Origin of the sequence: Alcaligenes sp. YSL9, from assembly GCF_030515105.1 — a bacterium.
GTDB lineage: Bacteria > Pseudomonadota > Gammaproteobacteria > Burkholderiales > Burkholderiaceae_B > Alcaligenes > Alcaligenes phenolicus.
In genome coordinates this window covers 101,443-117,305 of record NZ_JALXJU010000002.1, presented here as the reverse complement: position 1 = coordinate 117,305, position 15,863 = coordinate 101,443, and the positions used below count along the sequence as shown (strand labels likewise).

The following is a 15,863-nucleotide window of genomic DNA, read 5'->3' as shown; positions in this document are numbered from 1 at the left end:
ATGGCAATTACCGACGTTCTGGTTCCCCAACTCTCTGAATCCATCTCCGAAGCCACTTTGCTGGAGTGGAAAAAACAACCTGGCGAAATGGTCCAGGCTGATGAAATCCTGATCGAAGTCGAAACCGACAAGGTTGTGCTGGAAGTTCCCGCTCCTGCCTCGGGCGTGCTGAGCGAAATCGTCAAGGCCAACGGCAGCACCGTTACCTCCGGCGACGTGCTGGCCCGTATTGACTCCGAAGGCAAGGCCAGCGCTGCCGCTCCTGCCGCCGCTGCACAAGAAGCCGCTCCTGCTGCTGCCCCAGCCGCTGCCGCTCCTGCTGCCAGCTCCGCCGCCTCTTCGGTTGCTTCGCCTGCAGCTGCCAAGATCCTGGCTGAAAAGGGTGTGGAAGCCAGCTCCGTGGAAGGTTCCGGCCGTGGTGGTCGCATCACCAAGGGTGACGCTCTGGAAGCCAACGCCGCTGCCGCCAGCAAGCCTGCAGCTGCTCCTGTTGCCCCTCCAACCCTGTCCCTGGACGGCCGTCCAGAGCAGCGCGTGCCCATGAGCCGTCTGCGCGCTCGCATCGCCGAGCGTCTGCTGCAGTCGCAGTCCGAAAACGCCATGCTGACCACGTTCAACGAAGTCAACATGCAAGCTGTGCTGGATCTGCGCAAGAAATACAAAGATCAGTTCGAGAAAGAGCACGGCGTGAAACTGGGCTTCATGTCCTTCTTCGTCAAGGCTGCTGTTGCCGCCCTGAAGAAATACCCCGTACTGAACGCCTCGGTTGATGGCAAAGACATCATCTACCACGGTTACTTCGACATCGGTGTGGCCGTTGGTAGCCCACGTGGTCTGGTGGTGCCTATCCTGCGTAACGCTGATCAAATGTCCATCGCTGACATCGAAAAGCAAATCGCTGACTTCGGTGCCCGTGCCCGCGACGGCAAGCTGACCCTGGAAGAAATGACAGGCGGTACCTTCTCGATCTCCAACGGTGGTGTGTTCGGCTCCATGCTGTCCACTCCCATCATCAACCCACCTCAGTCCGCCATCCTGGGCATCCACGCCACCAAGGATCGTGCTGTTGTGGAAAACGGTCAGATCGTGATTCGCCCCATGAACTACCTGGCCATGTCCTACGACCACCGTATCATCGACGGCCGCGAAGCCGTTCTGGGTCTGGTGGCCATGAAGGAAGCCTTGGAAGATCCACAGCGTCTGCTGTTGAACGTCTAAGCACGCGGTAGTTTCGGTCTAGTATGTTTACGGCCAAGTGCTTGCTTCTAAGCCTTGGCCGACTTTGTTTAAGGCTCTGGGGGTTGGCGTTCGCCACCTGATACTTTCCCGTCTGACTTCTGGACGGTCCAGCGTGCCTTTTCACATTTATGGGATTTTTTATGGCTAAGCAATTTGATGTTGTCGTGATTGGTGCAGGCCCTGGTGGCTACATCGCCGCCATCCGTGCTGCTCAACTGGGTATGAGCGTCGCTTGCGTGGACGCATGGTCCACCGCTGAAGGCAAACCCGCTCCTGGCGGTACTTGCACCAACGTTGGTTGCATTCCTTCCAAGGCCTTGCTGCAATCGTCCGAGCACTTCGAGCACGCTAATCTGCATCTGGCTGATCACGGTGTGGACGTCAAGGGCGTATCGCTGAATCTGGACAAGCTGATCGGTCGCAAAGATGTGGTCGTCAAGCAGAACAACGACGGCATCCTGTACCTGTTCAAAAAGAACAAGGTCACTTTCTTCCACGGCACCGCTTCCTTTGGCGCCAAGGTTGACGGCGGCTGGTCGGTGAACGTGGCCGGTGCCAACGCTGAAGAGCTGGTTGCCAAGAACGTCATTATCGCGACCGGTAGCTCGGCTCGTGCCTTGCCCGGTGCCGAGTTCGACGAAGAGCAAATTCTGTCCAACGACGGCGCACTGCGTCTGCCCAAGGTTCCCAAGAAGCTGGCCGTTATCGGTGCCGGTGTGATTGGTCTGGAACTGGGTAGCGTGTGGCGTCGCCTGGGTGCCGAAGTGACAATTCTGGAAGGTGCTCCCGAGTTCCTGTCCGCCGTGGATCGCGACGTTGCCAAGGAAGCCCTGAAGGCTTTCACCAAGCAAGGTCTGAAGATCAATGTGGGCGTGAAAGTTGGCGAGATCAAGAAGTCCGCCAAACAGGTCACCATCAACTACGTGGACGCCGCTGGTGCCGAGCACAAGCTGGAAGCCGACAAGCTGATCGTGTCCATCGGCCGTGTGCCTAACACTGCCGGTCTGGGTGCAGACACCATCGGTCTGAAACTGGACGAGCGCGGCTTCGTGGTTGTGGACGACGATTGTGCCACCAGCCTGCCAGGTATCTGGGCGGTGGGTGACGTGGTGCGTGGTCCTATGCTGGCTCACAAAGCTGAAGAGGAAGGTGTGGCTGTGGCCGAGCGTCTGGCTGGTCAGCAACCTCACGTCAACTTCGACACCGTGCCTTGGGTTATTTACACCTCGCCCGAAATCGCCTGGGTTGGCAAGACCGAACAGCAACTAAAGACCGAAGGCCGTGCTTACCGCGCTGGCAGCTTCCCCTTCCTGGCTAACGGCCGTGCCCGCGCACTGGGTGACACGACCGGCTTTGTGAAGGTTCTGGCGGATGCCAAGACGGACGAGGTCCTGGGCGTGCACTTTGTGGGCCCTGTGGCTTCCGAGCTGGTAGCTGAAGCTGTTGCGATCATGGAATTCCGTGGCGCGTCGGAAGATATCGCCCGTATTTGCCATGCTCACCCAACCCTGTCCGAAGCCCTGAAAGAAGCGGCCTTGGCAGTTGACAAACGCGCTCTGAACTTCTGATAGACTTTCAGGGTGTTGTTGGAAAAGGGCGGGCACGGGCTCGCCCTTTTTTTCGTCACGAAAGGCTGATCAAAGCAGTCTGTACAGGCTGTGATGCGTGAGATAATTGACCGCGCAGTATGCTCAGACCCTGCATCAAAAGCGGTGCTGCTGTGGATCGCAGTGCATGCTGGCAGACCACTACCTGTCTTGGACAGGTTCTTTTATTTTCAGTGATATGAATGTTCGCGAGTATTACCATCAGGCTTTAGCGGAAAAAGGCTACCGTGCCGACCAGGCGCAGGAGCAAGCTATAGACCGGCTGCAACGCTATTACGACGAGTGGGTGGAGTATCGCAAAATGCGCTCCAGTACCTTACGTCGCATGTTTTCCCGCCCGGAAGTGCCGCGTGGTGTGTACCTGTGGGGTGGTGTAGGGCGCGGCAAGAGCTTTCTGATGGACGCCTTCTACCTGACGGTGCCGCTCAAGCGCAAAACTCGGATTCACTTCCATGAGTTCATGCGCGGCGTGCACAAAGAGCTGAATCAGGTCAAAGGCATGAGTGATCCCTTGGATGAGGTCGCCAAGCGTATCGCCAAGCGTTATCGCCTGATCTGTTTTGACGAGTTCCATGTCTCGGATGTGGCTGATGCCATGATTCTGTACAAGCTGCTGTTGGGTCTGTTCGAGCGCGGCACGTCCTTTGTGATGACGTCCAACTACGAGCCCTCCACGCTGTATCCGGAAGGCCTGCACCGCGATCGCATTCTGCCCGCCATTGCGCTGATTCAGAAGAACATGGACATCATGAACGTGGATACGGGCGTGGATTATCGCCGTCGTGCTCTGGAGCAGGTGAAAACCTATTTGACGCCATTGGGCCCGCAGACCACCGCAGAGCTGCAATCCATGTTCACGGCCTTGTCGGACACGGCCCCTCAAGAGCCGGTGCTCAGTATTGAAAACCGGGATGTAAAAGCGGTCGCCTTGTCCGGTTCAGCCGTCTGGTTTGATTTCGAGACCCTGTGCGTCAGCCCACGTTCGCAAAACGACTATCTGGAACTGGCGAATCGCTTCCAGACCGTGATTTTGTCTGATGTGCCTCGCATGACAGCGCGTGATGCCTCTGCGGCGCGACGCTTCACCTGGCTGGTCGACGTTTTTTACGATCACAAGGTGAAGTTCATCATGTCCGCAGCGGTGCCTGAAGAAGAATTGTATGTGGATGGCCCTATGGCCAATGAGTTCCACCGTACTGTCTCGCGTTTGATGGAAATGCAATCGCGGGAGTACCTGGAGTCAGAACGGCGCCAGGCAGTTATTTTGTAGGATGCTGGGCGCGGCCACTGGCCACGCGTCTGATTCCTGAACCCTGACACGTAGTTTTATAAGCGTATTTTTTATCATGACGACACGAGTACTGACCGGCGTTACAACGACCGGTATTCCACACTTGGGTAATTATGCCGGGGCGATTCGTCCTGCTATCCGTGCTAGCCAGCAAGCCGATGTCGACGCATTTTTCTTCATGGCGGACTACCACGCCCTGATCAAATGTGACGATCCGGAGCGCGTAGCCATTTCGCGCCGTGCGATTGCTGCTACCTGGCTGGCCTGCGGCCTGGATGTGGAAAAAGTAACGTTCTACCGTCAATCCGATATTCCGGAAATTCCGGAGCTGTCCTGGATGCTGGGTTGCGTAACCGGCAAGGGCTTGATGAACCGTGCCCACGCCTACAAGGCTTCTGTCGACAAGAATGAAGCGGCGGGTGTAGAGCCTGATGATGGCGTCACCATGGGCCTGTTCAGCTACCCCGTACTGATGGCGGCCGACATCCTGATGTTCAATGCTCACAAGGTGCCCGTGGGCCGGGATCAGGTGCAGCACCTGGAAATGGCACGCGATATCGCCAAGAGCTTCAACCACCTGTATGGCCGTGGCAAGGAGCTGTTTGTATTGCCTGAAGTACAGGTGGAAGAGGACGTGGCCCTCTTGCCCGGTCTGGATGGCCGCAAGATGTCCAAGAGCTACGACAACACGATTCCTCTGTTCGAGGGTGGTGCCAAGGCACTGAAGGCGGCCATTGCCCGCATCGTGACGGACTCCAAAGGTCCCGGCGAGTCTAAAGATCCCGATGATTCGCACCTGACGGCCTTGTACAAGGCATTTGCGACACCCGAGCAGACCCAAGCCTTCCGTCAGCAGTTGATCGACGGCATGGCCTGGGGCGAGGCCAAGGATGCCTTGCATCAGTTGCTGGAAGCCATGATTGCGCCCATGCGCGATCGCTACGAAGCCTTGATGGCTCGTCCCCAGGATATTGAGGATTTGCTGCAAGTTGGCGCGCGCAAGGCTCGTGCCTACGCTACCCCCTTCATCCATGAATTGAAGGCGGCCGTGGGCCTGCGTGACCCCTTGAGCGTGGCAGTTAGCAAGACTGAAGCCAAGGCTCGTAAAGCTCGTTTTGTGAACTTCCGCGACGAAGACGGCACCTTCCGTTTCCGCCTGCAAGATGCTGCTGGACAAGAGCTGTTTCTGTCTCGCTCTTACGCAGACCCAAAACAGGCTGGTGTGGCGATCAAGGCACTGCAGACTGCGGCTTTTGCCGAAGTTGCCAAGCAGGACGGTCAGGAGTTGCAAATCCATTGTGCCGGTGAAGAAGTGGCACGAGTATCGGCAGATCTGCGTGATGCCGTTGCAGCCGCTTTGGATTCGATGCGCGACTAAGTGGTTTGTCTACTGTGGGATTGATCTGCTATTCAGGATTGATGCCGCAGTGGAGGCAGCAAGCTTCTTTGAGCAGCAGCGCTTCAGCTTGAGGATTGCTTGAAAATGAGCAGCTCCAAAAGAGAGACCTATCTCACTTTTGGGGCTGTTCTTTATGCGTTGTACTGAGCGTGTGCAGAAGATCAAGCTGGAGCTTGGCTTGACCCTGCTCGTGTAATCGGCTTTGGCCTTGAATTCATTCTTGAAATCAGGTCAGGTCAAACCAAACCAAACCAAACCAGATCTGATCCGAACGTGAACTCTGAATTCTGAGCCCGAAATCTGGATTCGGACTTAAGACCTGGACTTGAGCCTGGGCCAGTCGCTCTTAGGCTTTGGACTTCTGATCCCAGTCCTGGCTGGCCAGCTCCAATGCTGCAATATCTTCTGCGCAGATCAAATCTCGCAACGCCGTGAACTTCTCTTCCGGCCACTCATACATCTTCAGACCCAGCAATTGCTCAATCGTTGCCTCATCAAAGCGCTTTCGCACGGGTACAGCAGGATTGCCAGCCACAATCGTGTAGGGTGCCACGTTCTTGGTCACAATCGCTCCCGAGGCCACGACAGCGCCTTCACCAATCACGACACCGGGCATGATCATGGCTCGCATGCCGATCCAGGCACCATCGTGAATATGGGTGTCGCCTTTACCGACGTAAGCCTCCGTAATCTTGTCCACGAAGGGGTACAGGCTGAACCAGTCCATGCGATGTGTGTGATTGCCGCCCATCAGAATGACAGCCTCGGCACCGATGCACACGTAGTCGCCAATATGCAGCTGGTCTACCGGCCATTGCGAGGTCCAGGCCTTGCGGCTGTATTCGTCCCCGTACAGGTAACGCACTACGCTTTCTTCAAAACTGTCTGTCCAGGCATGGCTGTAATAGCTGTGTGTGCCGCGTACGTGAATATTGGGATTGGATACGGTTTCGTGCAGGAGTTCGACCTGCGACCAGTGTTTTTGCTCCATGTTTCTCCTTCTGGACCTTGCCGCGCGGGAACTGACTTTGCGCCGGTCCCGGCAAAGTGGGTGTTCATGTTTGGGCCAAGCAGCCAAGCGAGCACAAGAGGCTCGCTTGCTGATGTTGATGGCGGGACTAGTCTAATGCGCTTTGAGCTGCTTGGCATTCAAGCGGGCCAAAAGCATCAAGCCCTGCATGAATGCTCACGCAGGGCTTGGTGCGTTTGGGCCGGGATTACTGGCCTTATTCGGCTGCTTGAGCGGGAATATCCAGTTTTTCACACAGACTTAGAATTTCTTCCAGGTTCTCGCGTTTGACCACGATCAGCTGAAATTCCTCGTCATAGCTTTGGGCAAATTCCAGCAGGCAGTAGGAGGGGTGAAACTCCTGCAACTGCTCGTTCGCCCATTGGAAAAAGCCGTCCACGTCCTGAAAAGGCATGTCGTCGTAGGGAAAGGCGGGCAGATCCTGGCTTTCAAAGGCAGCCAGAATCTCTTCCCACAGTTCGTCCACGGTATCGGCCAGAGCCAGATAGTCGTCCAGCTCGTAGCTGATGGCCAGGATCAGAGCGCCATCCGGATCGTGTTCCATCAAGTTCTGGGCGTGCTTGCCATACGCCTCACCCATCGCTGTCGGGCTGGCGCTGGCTGTCAGCACGGACTGGCTGATGGCTGCAATATCCTGTTCCTTCTGATCAAATCCGGTCAGCAGATTGAGCAGACGCGTCAGTTGGGAAAGGCGCTCGGTCTCAGTCATGGCTTATCTCCGAAGTTTGCTAAAGGCGGCTGCCATAGCACCTGTCGGTGCCGGTTCAGCTTGCCGGTTGGGGCGATTGTTTCCGGAACGGCGCTGGGGTGCGTTGCTGGTGTTGCTGGAACCACGCACAGGGCCGCTGTCGTCGTTCAGGCGCATGGTCAAGCCGATACGCTTACGAGCTACATCCACTTCCTGGACTTTAACCTTAACGGTCTGCCCAACGCGAACCACATCACGCGGATCTTTGACAAAGGTCTCGGACAGGGCCGAGATATGCACCAGACCGTCCTGGTGCACACCCACGTCCACAAAGGCACCAAAGTTGGCCACATTGGTGACCACGCCTTCCAGAATCATGCCGGGCGTCAAATCGTTCAGGGAGTTGATGCCTTCCTGGAACTTGGCGGTGGTGAATTCAGGGCGAGGGTCGCGACCGGGCTTTTCAATTTCATTAAAAATATCACGCACGGTGGGCAAACCAAAGCGCTCATCCGTGAAGTCGGAAGGCGACAAGCCTTTCAATGCGCCGGATTTACCCATGACATCGCTGGCTTCGGTTTGCAGGCGCTCCAGAATGCGGGCGGCAACCGGGTAGGCTTCGGGGTGAACCGCCGAGGCGTCCAGAGGGTTGGCTGCACCGGGAATACGCAAAAAGCCCGCTGCCTGTTCAAAGGCTTTTTCACCAAAGCGCGGCACCTCACGCAACTGCTTGCGGCTTTGGAAGGCACCGTTTTCGTCACGCCAGGTAACGATGTTTTTGGCCAGCGTGTTGTTCAGGCCCGAAACGCGCGCCAGCAGGGGAGCAGAAGCGGTGTTGACATCCACACCTACGGCGTTCACACAATCCTCGACCACGGCGTCCAGGCTGCGAGCCAGTTCGCGCTGATTCACGTCGTGCTGGTATTGGCCGACACCAATGGATTTGGGGTCGATCTTGACCAGCTCGGCCAGTGGGTCTTGCAGGCGGCGGGCGATGGAAACAGCACCGCGCAGGCTGACGTCCATATCCGGGAATTCTTGTGCGGCCAGTTCAGAGGCGGAGTACACCGAAGCGCCCGCCTCCGACACGACTACGCGAGTCAAAGGCAACTGCGGGAAAGCGGATTGCAGGTCGGCAACCAGTTTCTCGGTTTCGCGTGACGCTGTGCCGTTACCAATCGCCACCAGTTCAACTTGGTAGCGAGTCGCCAGGCCGGCCAGGGTACGAATGGCGCCTTCGCGGTCACGACGGGGTTCAAAGGGATAGACGGTGGCCGTATCCAGCACCTTGCCGGTTGCATCGATCACAGCAGCTTTCACGCCGGTACGAATACCTGGGTCCAGGCCCAGAACGGCTTTATTGCCAGCGGGGGCTGCCAGCAGCAAATCGCGCAGATTGGCGGCAAACACGCGGGTAGATTCTTGCTCGGCTTCTTCGCGCAGACGGCCAATCAGCTCGGATTCGAATGCTGTCAGCAACTTGACGCGCCAGGTCCAGCGGCAAACCTCGGCCAGCCAATGGTCGCGTGGGCTGGCGTCGGCGGAAAAGTCAGCGCCAATATCGGTCAGCTCGGCGACTTTCAGTACACAAGGGTGAGGCAGAAGCGCATCCTGCTCGGGGTTCAGGCCCAGGCGCAGGTCCAGTGCACCTTGCTGACGACCGCGCAACAAAGCCAGCACGCGGTGAGAAGGCAGTTGGCGCAGCGCTTCGTTAAAGTCGAACCAGTCGCGGAACTTGTCGCCTTCCTGTTCCTTGCCTTCGGCAACCTTGGAGTACAAGTGAGCGGACTTCCACAGATAGTCGCGCATGGCTTCCAGCAGGTCGGCCTGCTCGGCAAAGCGTTCGGCCAGAATGTCGCGGGCACCGTCCAGGGCGGCTTTGGCCGTGTCGATCTTGGCTTCGGCATTCAGATAGCCTTCGGCCAGCGCCACAGGGTCTGCATCCTTCTGGGCCAGAATGGCGTCCGCCAGCGGCTCCAGGCCGGCTTCGCGGGCAATCTGGGCACGGGTACGGCGCTTGGGCTTGTAAGGGGCGTACAAGTCTTCCAGACGCTGCTTGGTGTCAGCCGCCAAAATGGCTTGCTCCAGCTCGGGCGTCAGTTTTTCCTGCTGGCGGATCGATTCCAGAATGGCATGACGACGCGATTGCATATCGCGCAAATAGATCAGGCGCACTTCCAGATCACGCAGGACATTATCGTCCAGGCCGCCAGTCGCTTCCTTGCGGTAACGGGCAATAAAAGGGACCGTGGCCCCGTTGTCCAAGAGCTCAACCGTAGAGGCGGCTTGTTGGATGCGGATGTTCAGTTCAGAGGCCAGTAGCGCCAGAATCTGTTGGTGATCCTGTTGCTGGGCGAGGGTTTCCACAGTCATTTCAGTTATGGGTCCATCGTTGTAAAAGGGTCTGCAAGCGCCGCATTTTGCCATAAAGACCGGCAGCGACCCAGAATTGGCAGGTATCATCTTGTATGTATTCCACTGTGATTGTAGACAGTTCTGTCATTCGTCACCTCTCCCTGAGCGGTTTTGCCCCATGTTGTTGCAGGATTATTCCGATATCTTTTCTCCCCAAGGCCCTCTGGCAGAGTCTGTCTCGCACTATCGCCCGCGGCAGGCTCAGCTGGAGCTGGCCCAAGCCATCAGCGAGACGGTCGCCGAGTCCGGCGTATTGATTGCCGAGGCGGGCACAGGCACGGGCAAGACCTGGGCCTATCTGGTGCCTGTGTTCATGCAAGGTGGCAAAGCCTTGGTCTCGACCGGGACGCGCACCTTGCAGGATCAATTGTTCCGTCGGGATATTCCCCACCTGCGTAAAGCGCTGGCCTTGCCGGTGGATGTGGCCTTGCTCAAGGGGCGCAGCAACTACGTTTGTCATTACCATTTGGAACGATTGGGTCAGGATGATCGAGCCCTGAAGTCCCGTGCGGAAATTGCTTATCTGCGGGCCATCCAGCTTTTTACTGAACGCAGCCGTAGCGGCGACAAGGGTGAGTTGGCCGAAGTCCCGGAGGACGCGGATATTTGGCACCGAGTCACTTCCACACGCGATAATTGCCTGGGACAGGATTGCCCCTTTGTGCGCGACTGCTTTGTGATGAAGGCGCGCCGTCATGCCCAGGATGCGGATGTAGTAGTGGTGAACCATGCTCTGTTCATGGCGGACCTGGCCTTGCGCGAAGAGGGTGTGACGGATTTGCTGCCTAGCGTGGATCTGGTGGTGTTTGACGAGGCACACCAACTGCCCGACGTGGCCACTCGTTTTCTGGGTAGTAGCGTGTCCTTGTATCAATTGACGGATTTGTGTCGGCAGATAGAAGCGGCGGGTCTGGCCCAGGCACGTGAGACCGTAGACTGGAGTCAGGTGGCCCGCAAGCTGGAGCAAGCGGCTCGGGATTTGCATTTGCGTACTGCGTCGCTGGCGGCACAGGGTGGTCGCGCCACTTTCCAGGCCTTGCCCGAGCCCGAGCTGTTTGATGAAGCGCTGGAGAATTTGCTGGAGACCTTCGACAAGGTCATCAAGATGCTGGCCATGGTGGCTGAGCGCCATCCTGATCTGACGGCGGCGCATAAAAGCGCCTTGGAGTTACGTGCGCGCTTGTTCCAATGGAGCCAGCCGGATCGTCAAGGCCGTCACGCCTATTTGCCAGAAAGCGAAAAAGACGAAGACCAGCCCGACGAGTTCGTGCGTTGGGTAGAAAGCGGTCAGCACTATCTGCGCCTGCACAGTGCCCCTTTGTCGGTCGCCAAGATTTTCTCGCGCTACCGAGGCAAGGAGCAGTCCTGGGTGCTGACTTCGGCCACCTTGTCGGTGCATGGCGATTTCAATCACTTCAAGCGTCAACTGGGTTTGTTTGATGCTCGCACCGAAGCCTGGGCTTCGCCGTTCGACTATCCGAATCAGGCGCTGTTCTACGTCCCCAGCACCTTGCCGCTTCCTAGCCATCCCAACTTCAATCAGGCCTTCGTGGATGCGCTCATTCCGCTGATCAAGGCGGGTCAGGGTGGTGTGCTGGTGCTCTGTACCACCTTGCGCTCGGTCGAGCGGATTGCAGATATGCTGCGGGACCGATTTGATCGGGAAGACATCGAACGCAATGTGCTGCGCCAGGGGGAGCGTTCACGGCAAGTTCTGCTGGACGAGTTCCGTGCCCGTGGCAATGCGGTGTTGGTGGGTAGTGCCAGCTTCTGGGAAGGGATTGACCTGCCCGGTGATGCCTTGACGCTGGTTGCTATCGACAAGCTGCCCTTTGCTCCGCCGGATGATCCGGTGCTGGAAGCGCGTATCAAGGAGTGCAAGGACAGGGGCGGTAATCCCTTCATGGAATACCAGTTGCCTGAAGCCGCCATTGCCTTGAAGCAAGGGGCAGGGCGTCTGATTCGTACCGAGCGCGACTGGGGCGTGCTGATGGTGGGCGACACCCGTATTGTCGAGAAGCCCTACGGCAAACTGCTATGGCGTGGTTTGCCACCTTTTGCCCGTACGCGTGATCCTGCTCGTGCCTTGGCGTTTCTGCGGGAGCAGAAAGCGAAGCGGCAGAGCGCTCAGGTCAGTGATGTGGAGCTGAACGACAGCTCGGAGCAGGCTTGAGCGTATTGCGTCTATTAAAACTAGGGTAAGGACTCGTCTGCGACGATGTCCTCTGCCACCAGGCCCCATAAGAACAGGCTGGGTGTGCCAGCGCCTTCCAGACTGCCCTCTATCTGCTGAAGAACGGACATGACGGCACTGCGATTGCTGACTGCCTCAAACGCTTCCCGAGTGATAGGCGTAAACCAGCCTTTTTTGAGCACCGCTACCGCCATTGCCAGCGCGACGGAAAACACATGCTGGCCCAGCATGGGGACCTGAACCGTCTCGCCTGCGCGATTGTGCACATCAAACATCTGCTCTTCATCAGGCAGTGCTGCACCCAGGCGCCAGGCCAGTGCCAGCCCGAAGGCTTCGGGAATCATCACGCAAAGCTTGGTCGCACGGACTTCAGACAGGCCGCTGGCTTGCAGTTGAGCGATGCACTCCTCAATACTTTGATCCTTTGCCAGTACAGGAATGGCTTCTAGTACCCGTGTTTCTGCTTGTTCGTGGTTCATGGAGTATGTTTTATGAAAGGGGCATTCTTGGACATTGGAAAATGTCTGTTTTCATGTTCTTGTGACGTCGGGAAGCGGAGTAGTGGGTCTTACGGGCCAACAACTTAGGACAGGTTTCAGCCATTGCTTGCCACGGTGGAGTTTTGAGCTAGGTGCTGCACAGTACCAGGCACGGGGCACGACATTGTATAAAGTCGCAGCATCATAAGCTTGGACTTCAATTTCGCGTCGTTCTCCGTTCTACATCAAGGCTTTTTGGCATCGTACGTTTGACGTGATTTCTGTATACGCGGAAGGTTCTCTCTGACCCACACATTGATGCCTTTCAGCGCATCGAGCATGTTTTTCCCCATCTCCGTCAGTTCGTATTCCACACGCGGGGGCACCTCGGGAAAATAATGGCGTTCTACCAAGCCATCTCGTTCCAGGTTTCTGAGTGTCAGCGTCAGCATGCGCTGTGTGATTCCTTCCACCTCACGCTTGATTTCGGAAAATCGCAGTCTACGATCACCCGCGATGGCAAGGCGCCAGATGACCTGCACGGTCCATTTGTCACCGAGGCGTGTGCAGACTCCATTCAATGGAATTGGCTGGAAGGATGAGTCGCTGTCGGGTTTCTCCTTGAGAGCATCCGACTCTGCTGGATCTATGGGTTTCATTTTTGTGCCTGAGGTTCAAAAAAGTGCCGTCTTCCGCAATTCAGATATCGAGGAAAGAATACGACATTCTCTTTTTTTTCGAGCTGAATCATGAATAAAGTACATCGTCCCATTCTGGTTTTCGGAGCCACAGGCCGGCAAGGTGGATCGGTGGCCAAAGCACTTCTGGAGGCTCACTGGCCTGTCTGCGCTTTTGTGCAATCTCCATCCAAACCGGCTTCAATCGCTCTGCGGGAAGCAGGCGCTGAACTCGTGCAAGGGTCATTGGACGATGCCAATCTTATCGCGTCGGCCATGAAGGATGTGTATGGCGTATTTAGCGTGATGCCTGCGAACCTATCAGCAGAAGAGGAGGTTTGTTATGGCACACGTCTTGCTGATCTGGCGGCAAAAAATGGCGTCGAGCATTTCATCTATTCCTCGGGGGCTGGCGCTGGGGACAAACTGACAGGTGTTGCGCGCTTTGATGCCAAGCCTCTTATTGAGGCACATATTCGCGAACTGCCGCTGACTGCAACCATCATCCGTCCCATGATCTTCATGGAGATGCTTGTGCGGCCGGGCTTTGGCCTGGAGGAAGGGCGGTTGGTTTCTCTGATACACCGTGATCATTCGATCCAACTCACTGCGGTGCAAGACATAGGGAAAATCGTTGCCGCCCTGTTTGCGGACAGGGCACGTTTTGCCGGGATGGCCTTGAAGATCGCCAGTGACCGTGTGACCGGCCAGGAGCTGGAGGCCGCCTTTTCTGAAGCCGCAGGTCGCTCTATCACTTATGCCCGATTCCCTGATGAAGTATTAGCTGCCAACGCCGATTTGGGGCATATGGCGTCAAGTCTGGAGGATGGCCCTCTTGCAGAACAGGTGGACCTCGGTCTGATGCGAGAAATCAATCCTGAACTTGTCTCGCTGCGTTCTTGGCTGATGGGAGAAGGGCGTGAAAAGCTGGAAGAAGCGTTGCGCAGAAAACAGCCAAAAGCGCTACCAAGAACCCTGCTTTCAGATCCTGTTACAAGGCTAATTTAATTATTTAAATATAAAGCTCTCCCGCTTGGAACGCAGGGTAATCCCCATCTCTCCACGCATTGACGCGTCAAATTCGGCTCATTACCATCACAACATACAACTATGTATGTTCTAAAACCACTTATGTTTGGTGATCCACATGACAACAGAAAAAACTTTGCCGCGAGTAATGCGTTTTGACGATTTGGTCTTTCAGCCCAGACAGGAAAAACCGGAGATGGCGCAGTTGGCGGAAATCGTGGGTGAGGAAGATGGGACGCCTTTGGGGGCGGGGTATGCGCGCTTGAACCAGGCCCGCATCGAATGGACCGTGCTGTATGACGAGGTCGTGACGGTGGTCGAGGGCAGCATGCGCATTCATACGCCGCAGGGCATTCTGGAAGCCGGTCCACGTGATTGTGTGTGGTTGCCAGCGGGCACGCCCCTGATCTATGAAGCAGAATCTGCTCTGATCCATTACTGCCTGCATCCCAGCAACTGGGCCAGCGCACGGACGACGGCATGAGCATCCGGAAAATCACGCGCTTGCCGGAGAACGACAAGACCAATGGGTGGAGTCGGCTGCTGACTCCTCGCATCCCCAAACCGTCCCTGGCTAAAGACATACAGGCGGATTGGGTGATTGTCGGCGGTGGCCTGGCCGGTTTGGCGGCTGCCCGTCGCCTGGCAGAGAACCGCCCCGGTGACAGCATCGTGGTGCTGGAGGCCGATCTGGTGGGCGAGGGCGCTCAAGGCCGAAACTCCGGCTTTGCGATTGATAGCCCTCATAACGTCGGTAGTTCCATGGGCGAACTGGACGCCGCCCGTTCGCATGTGCGCCTGGCGCGTACGGCGATTGCTTATCTAAGAACCCAGGTCGAGCGTTACGGTATCGAGTGCGACTGGAGCCCCATCGGGAAATTCCACGCTGCGGTTTCCGAGGAAGGCGTACGCACAACCTTGAAGCCTACGCTGCAGGTGCTGGAGTCCTTGAAGGAACCGCATGAGTGGCTGGACGGCAAAGCCTTGCACGACAAGCTGGGGTTCAAGCATTTCCGCACAGGAATTTACACCCCCGGTACGGTGTTGCTGAACCCGGCGGGTCTGTCGCGTGGTCTGGCCGACAATATGCCTCCCAACGTTACCGTCTACGAAAAAACGCCCGTGCTGTCCTTGCAGCAAGGCGACGGTGTCACGCTGGAAACCCCCGGTGGCAAGGTTCGTGCAGGCAAGATGATTCTGGCCGTGAATGTGTTCGCCGAGCAGTTCGGTTTTTACAGCGGCAAGCTGATGCCGATGGCGGCTCATGCCAGCTTGACCCGTTGCCTGACGGAAAGCGAACAGCGCGAATTGGGTGGTTTGCCCAGCTGGGGTTTGACGCCCGCCAACGCGTTTGTGGGCATTACCATGCGTCGCACCAATGACCAGCGCATTCTGATTCGTCAGCACATGACGTACGCCCCCAATTTGCGTAGCGATGACGAGAGCCGTCGCTGCGTGCGCATCGAGCACAAAACCCTGTTTGACGAGCGTTTCCCGAATCTGAAGAACGTGGAAATGGAGCACACCTGGACGGGCTTTATCTGTCTGTCCCGTAATGGTTCCCCAGGCTTTGGGCAGGTGGCCCCGCATGTGTATTCCGCGGTGTGTCAGAACGGGGTGGGTCTGACCAAGGGCACGATTTCCGGCATGTTGGTCGCCGATCTGGCTTGCGGTGTGGACAATCCCTTGATTGCCGATATGCAGGCTTTGGGGCAACCCGATGCCTTGCCGCCACGTCCGTTTCTGGATGTGGGTGTCCGGGCCCGTTTGGGCTGGGAGTTATGGCGGCACCGGGCGGAAGCCTGATAGCCGACG

General features: G+C 57.0%; 13 protein-coding genes. 8 read left to right on the top strand and 5 right to left on the bottom strand.

What is annotated here, in order from left to right; translation table 11 throughout:
- The 4 genes from odhB (at position 1) to M2Q46_RS08700 (ending at position 5,515) form a co-directional block, all read left to right on the top strand.
- On the top strand, positions 1-1,218 hold the full coding sequence (odhB, locus tag M2Q46_RS08715; RefSeq protein ID WP_302357081.1) for a 2-oxoglutarate dehydrogenase complex dihydrolipoyllysine-residue succinyltransferase: 1,218 nt from the start codon (positions 1-3) through the stop codon (positions 1,216-1,218).
- Between the two features lie 161 nt (positions 1,219-1,379).
- Positions 1,380-2,807: a dihydrolipoyl dehydrogenase gene (lpdA, locus tag M2Q46_RS08710; protein ID WP_009457672.1), complete on the top strand. Its 1,428-nt coding sequence runs from the start codon at positions 1,380-1,382 to the stop codon at positions 2,805-2,807.
- A gap of 217 nt (positions 2,808-3,024) precedes the next feature.
- Positions 3,025-4,116 (top strand): cell division protein ZapE, encoded by a 1,092-nt coding sequence (gene zapE, locus M2Q46_RS08705; protein WP_302357359.1) that lies wholly within the window; start codon positions 3,025-3,027, stop codon positions 4,114-4,116.
- Positions 4,117-4,192: 76 nt separating this feature from the next.
- Positions 4,193-5,515 carry a tryptophan--tRNA ligase gene (locus tag M2Q46_RS08700; RefSeq protein ID WP_035270809.1) on the top strand — a complete coding sequence of 441 codons (1,323 nt, stop codon included), beginning with the start codon at positions 4,193-4,195 and terminating at the stop codon, positions 5,513-5,515.
- Between the two features lie 367 nt (positions 5,516-5,882).
- Here M2Q46_RS08700 and M2Q46_RS08695 read toward each other — a convergent pair whose 3' ends face one another.
- The 3 genes from M2Q46_RS08695 to M2Q46_RS08685 form a co-directional block, all read right to left on the bottom strand.
- Positions 5,883-6,527, bottom strand: coding sequence for a CatB-related O-acetyltransferase (locus tag M2Q46_RS08695; RefSeq protein WP_115634087.1), 645 nt, complete (start codon positions 6,525-6,527; stop codon positions 5,883-5,885).
- 235 nt (positions 6,528-6,762) lie between these two features.
- On the bottom strand, positions 6,763-7,275 hold the full coding sequence (locus tag M2Q46_RS08690; RefSeq protein WP_035270806.1) for a hypothetical protein: 513 nt from the start codon (positions 7,273-7,275) through the stop codon (positions 6,763-6,765).
- Positions 7,276-7,278: 3 nt separating this feature from the next.
- Complete coding sequence (locus tag M2Q46_RS08685) at positions 7,279-9,627, bottom strand: Tex family protein (RefSeq protein WP_060185728.1); 2,349 nt, start codon at positions 9,625-9,627, stop codon at positions 7,279-7,281.
- A 160-nt stretch (positions 9,628-9,787) separates the two neighbouring features.
- Here M2Q46_RS08685 and M2Q46_RS08680 point away from each other — a divergent pair, with 160 nt between their 5' ends.
- Positions 9,788-11,842: an ATP-dependent DNA helicase gene (locus M2Q46_RS08680; RefSeq protein WP_083054001.1), complete on the top strand. Its 2,055-nt coding sequence runs from the start codon at positions 9,788-9,790 to the stop codon at positions 11,840-11,842.
- A 20-nt stretch (positions 11,843-11,862) separates the two neighbouring features.
- Here M2Q46_RS08680 and M2Q46_RS08675 read toward each other — a convergent pair whose 3' ends face one another.
- Both M2Q46_RS08675 and M2Q46_RS08670 read right to left on the bottom strand, forming a co-directional pair.
- Positions 11,863-12,342: a hypothetical protein gene (locus M2Q46_RS08675; protein ID WP_083054000.1), complete on the bottom strand. Its 480-nt coding sequence runs from the start codon at positions 12,340-12,342 to the stop codon at positions 11,863-11,865.
- 245 nt (positions 12,343-12,587) lie between these two features.
- On the bottom strand, positions 12,588-13,001 hold the full coding sequence (locus M2Q46_RS08670; protein WP_302357079.1) for a helix-turn-helix domain-containing protein: 414 nt from the start codon (positions 12,999-13,001) through the stop codon (positions 12,588-12,590).
- A 90-nt stretch (positions 13,002-13,091) separates the two neighbouring features.
- Between M2Q46_RS08670 and M2Q46_RS08665 the strand changes: the two genes are divergently transcribed.
- The 3 genes from M2Q46_RS08665 (at position 13,092) to M2Q46_RS08655 (ending at position 15,854) form a co-directional block, all read left to right on the top strand.
- Positions 13,092-14,027: an NmrA/HSCARG family protein gene (locus M2Q46_RS08665; protein ID WP_302357078.1), complete on the top strand. Its 936-nt coding sequence runs from the start codon at positions 13,092-13,094 to the stop codon at positions 14,025-14,027.
- A gap of 139 nt (positions 14,028-14,166) precedes the next feature.
- Positions 14,167-14,532, top strand: a complete 366-nt coding sequence (locus M2Q46_RS08660; protein WP_230940588.1) for an ethanolamine utilization protein EutQ — start codon at positions 14,167-14,169, stop codon at positions 14,530-14,532.
- Complete coding sequence (locus M2Q46_RS08655) at positions 14,529-15,854, top strand: FAD-binding oxidoreductase (protein WP_302357076.1); 1,326 nt, start codon at positions 14,529-14,531, stop codon at positions 15,852-15,854. Before M2Q46_RS08660 ends, M2Q46_RS08655 begins: the two co-directional genes overlap by 4 nt.
- Positions 15,855-15,863: the final 9 nt, after the last annotated feature.

Coding starts and splice junctions, on each gene's coding strand:
- M2Q46_RS08685 (WP_060185728.1), bottom strand. CDS start 9,627: ATGACTGTGGAAACCCTCGCCCAGCAACAGGATCACCAACAGATTCTG.
- zapE (WP_302357359.1), top strand. CDS start 3,025: ATGAATGTTCGCGAGTATTACCATCAGGCTTTAGCGGAAAAAGGCTAC.
- M2Q46_RS08700 (WP_035270809.1), top strand. CDS start 4,193: ATGACGACACGAGTACTGACCGGCGTTACAACGACCGGTATTCCACAC.
- M2Q46_RS08680 (WP_083054001.1), top strand. CDS start 9,788: ATGTTGTTGCAGGATTATTCCGATATCTTTTCTCCCCAAGGCCCTCTG.
- M2Q46_RS08675 (WP_083054000.1), bottom strand. CDS start 12,342: ATGAACCACGAACAAGCAGAAACACGGGTACTAGAAGCCATTCCTGTA.
- M2Q46_RS08690 (WP_035270806.1), bottom strand. CDS start 7,275: ATGACTGAGACCGAGCGCCTTTCCCAACTGACGCGTCTGCTCAATCTG.
- M2Q46_RS08655 (WP_302357076.1), top strand. CDS start 14,529: ATGAGCATCCGGAAAATCACGCGCTTGCCGGAGAACGACAAGACCAAT.
- lpdA (WP_009457672.1), top strand. CDS start 1,380: ATGGCTAAGCAATTTGATGTTGTCGTGATTGGTGCAGGCCCTGGTGGC.
- M2Q46_RS08665 (WP_302357078.1), top strand. CDS start 13,092: ATGAATAAAGTACATCGTCCCATTCTGGTTTTCGGAGCCACAGGCCGG.
- M2Q46_RS08670 (WP_302357079.1), bottom strand. CDS start 13,001: ATGAAACCCATAGATCCAGCAGAGTCGGATGCTCTCAAGGAGAAACCC.
- odhB (WP_302357081.1), top strand. CDS start 1: ATGGCAATTACCGACGTTCTGGTTCCCCAACTCTCTGAATCCATCTCC.
- M2Q46_RS08660 (WP_230940588.1), top strand. CDS start 14,167: ATGACAACAGAAAAAACTTTGCCGCGAGTAATGCGTTTTGACGATTTG.
- M2Q46_RS08695 (WP_115634087.1), bottom strand. CDS start 6,527: ATGGAGCAAAAACACTGGTCGCAGGTCGAACTCCTGCACGAAACCGTA.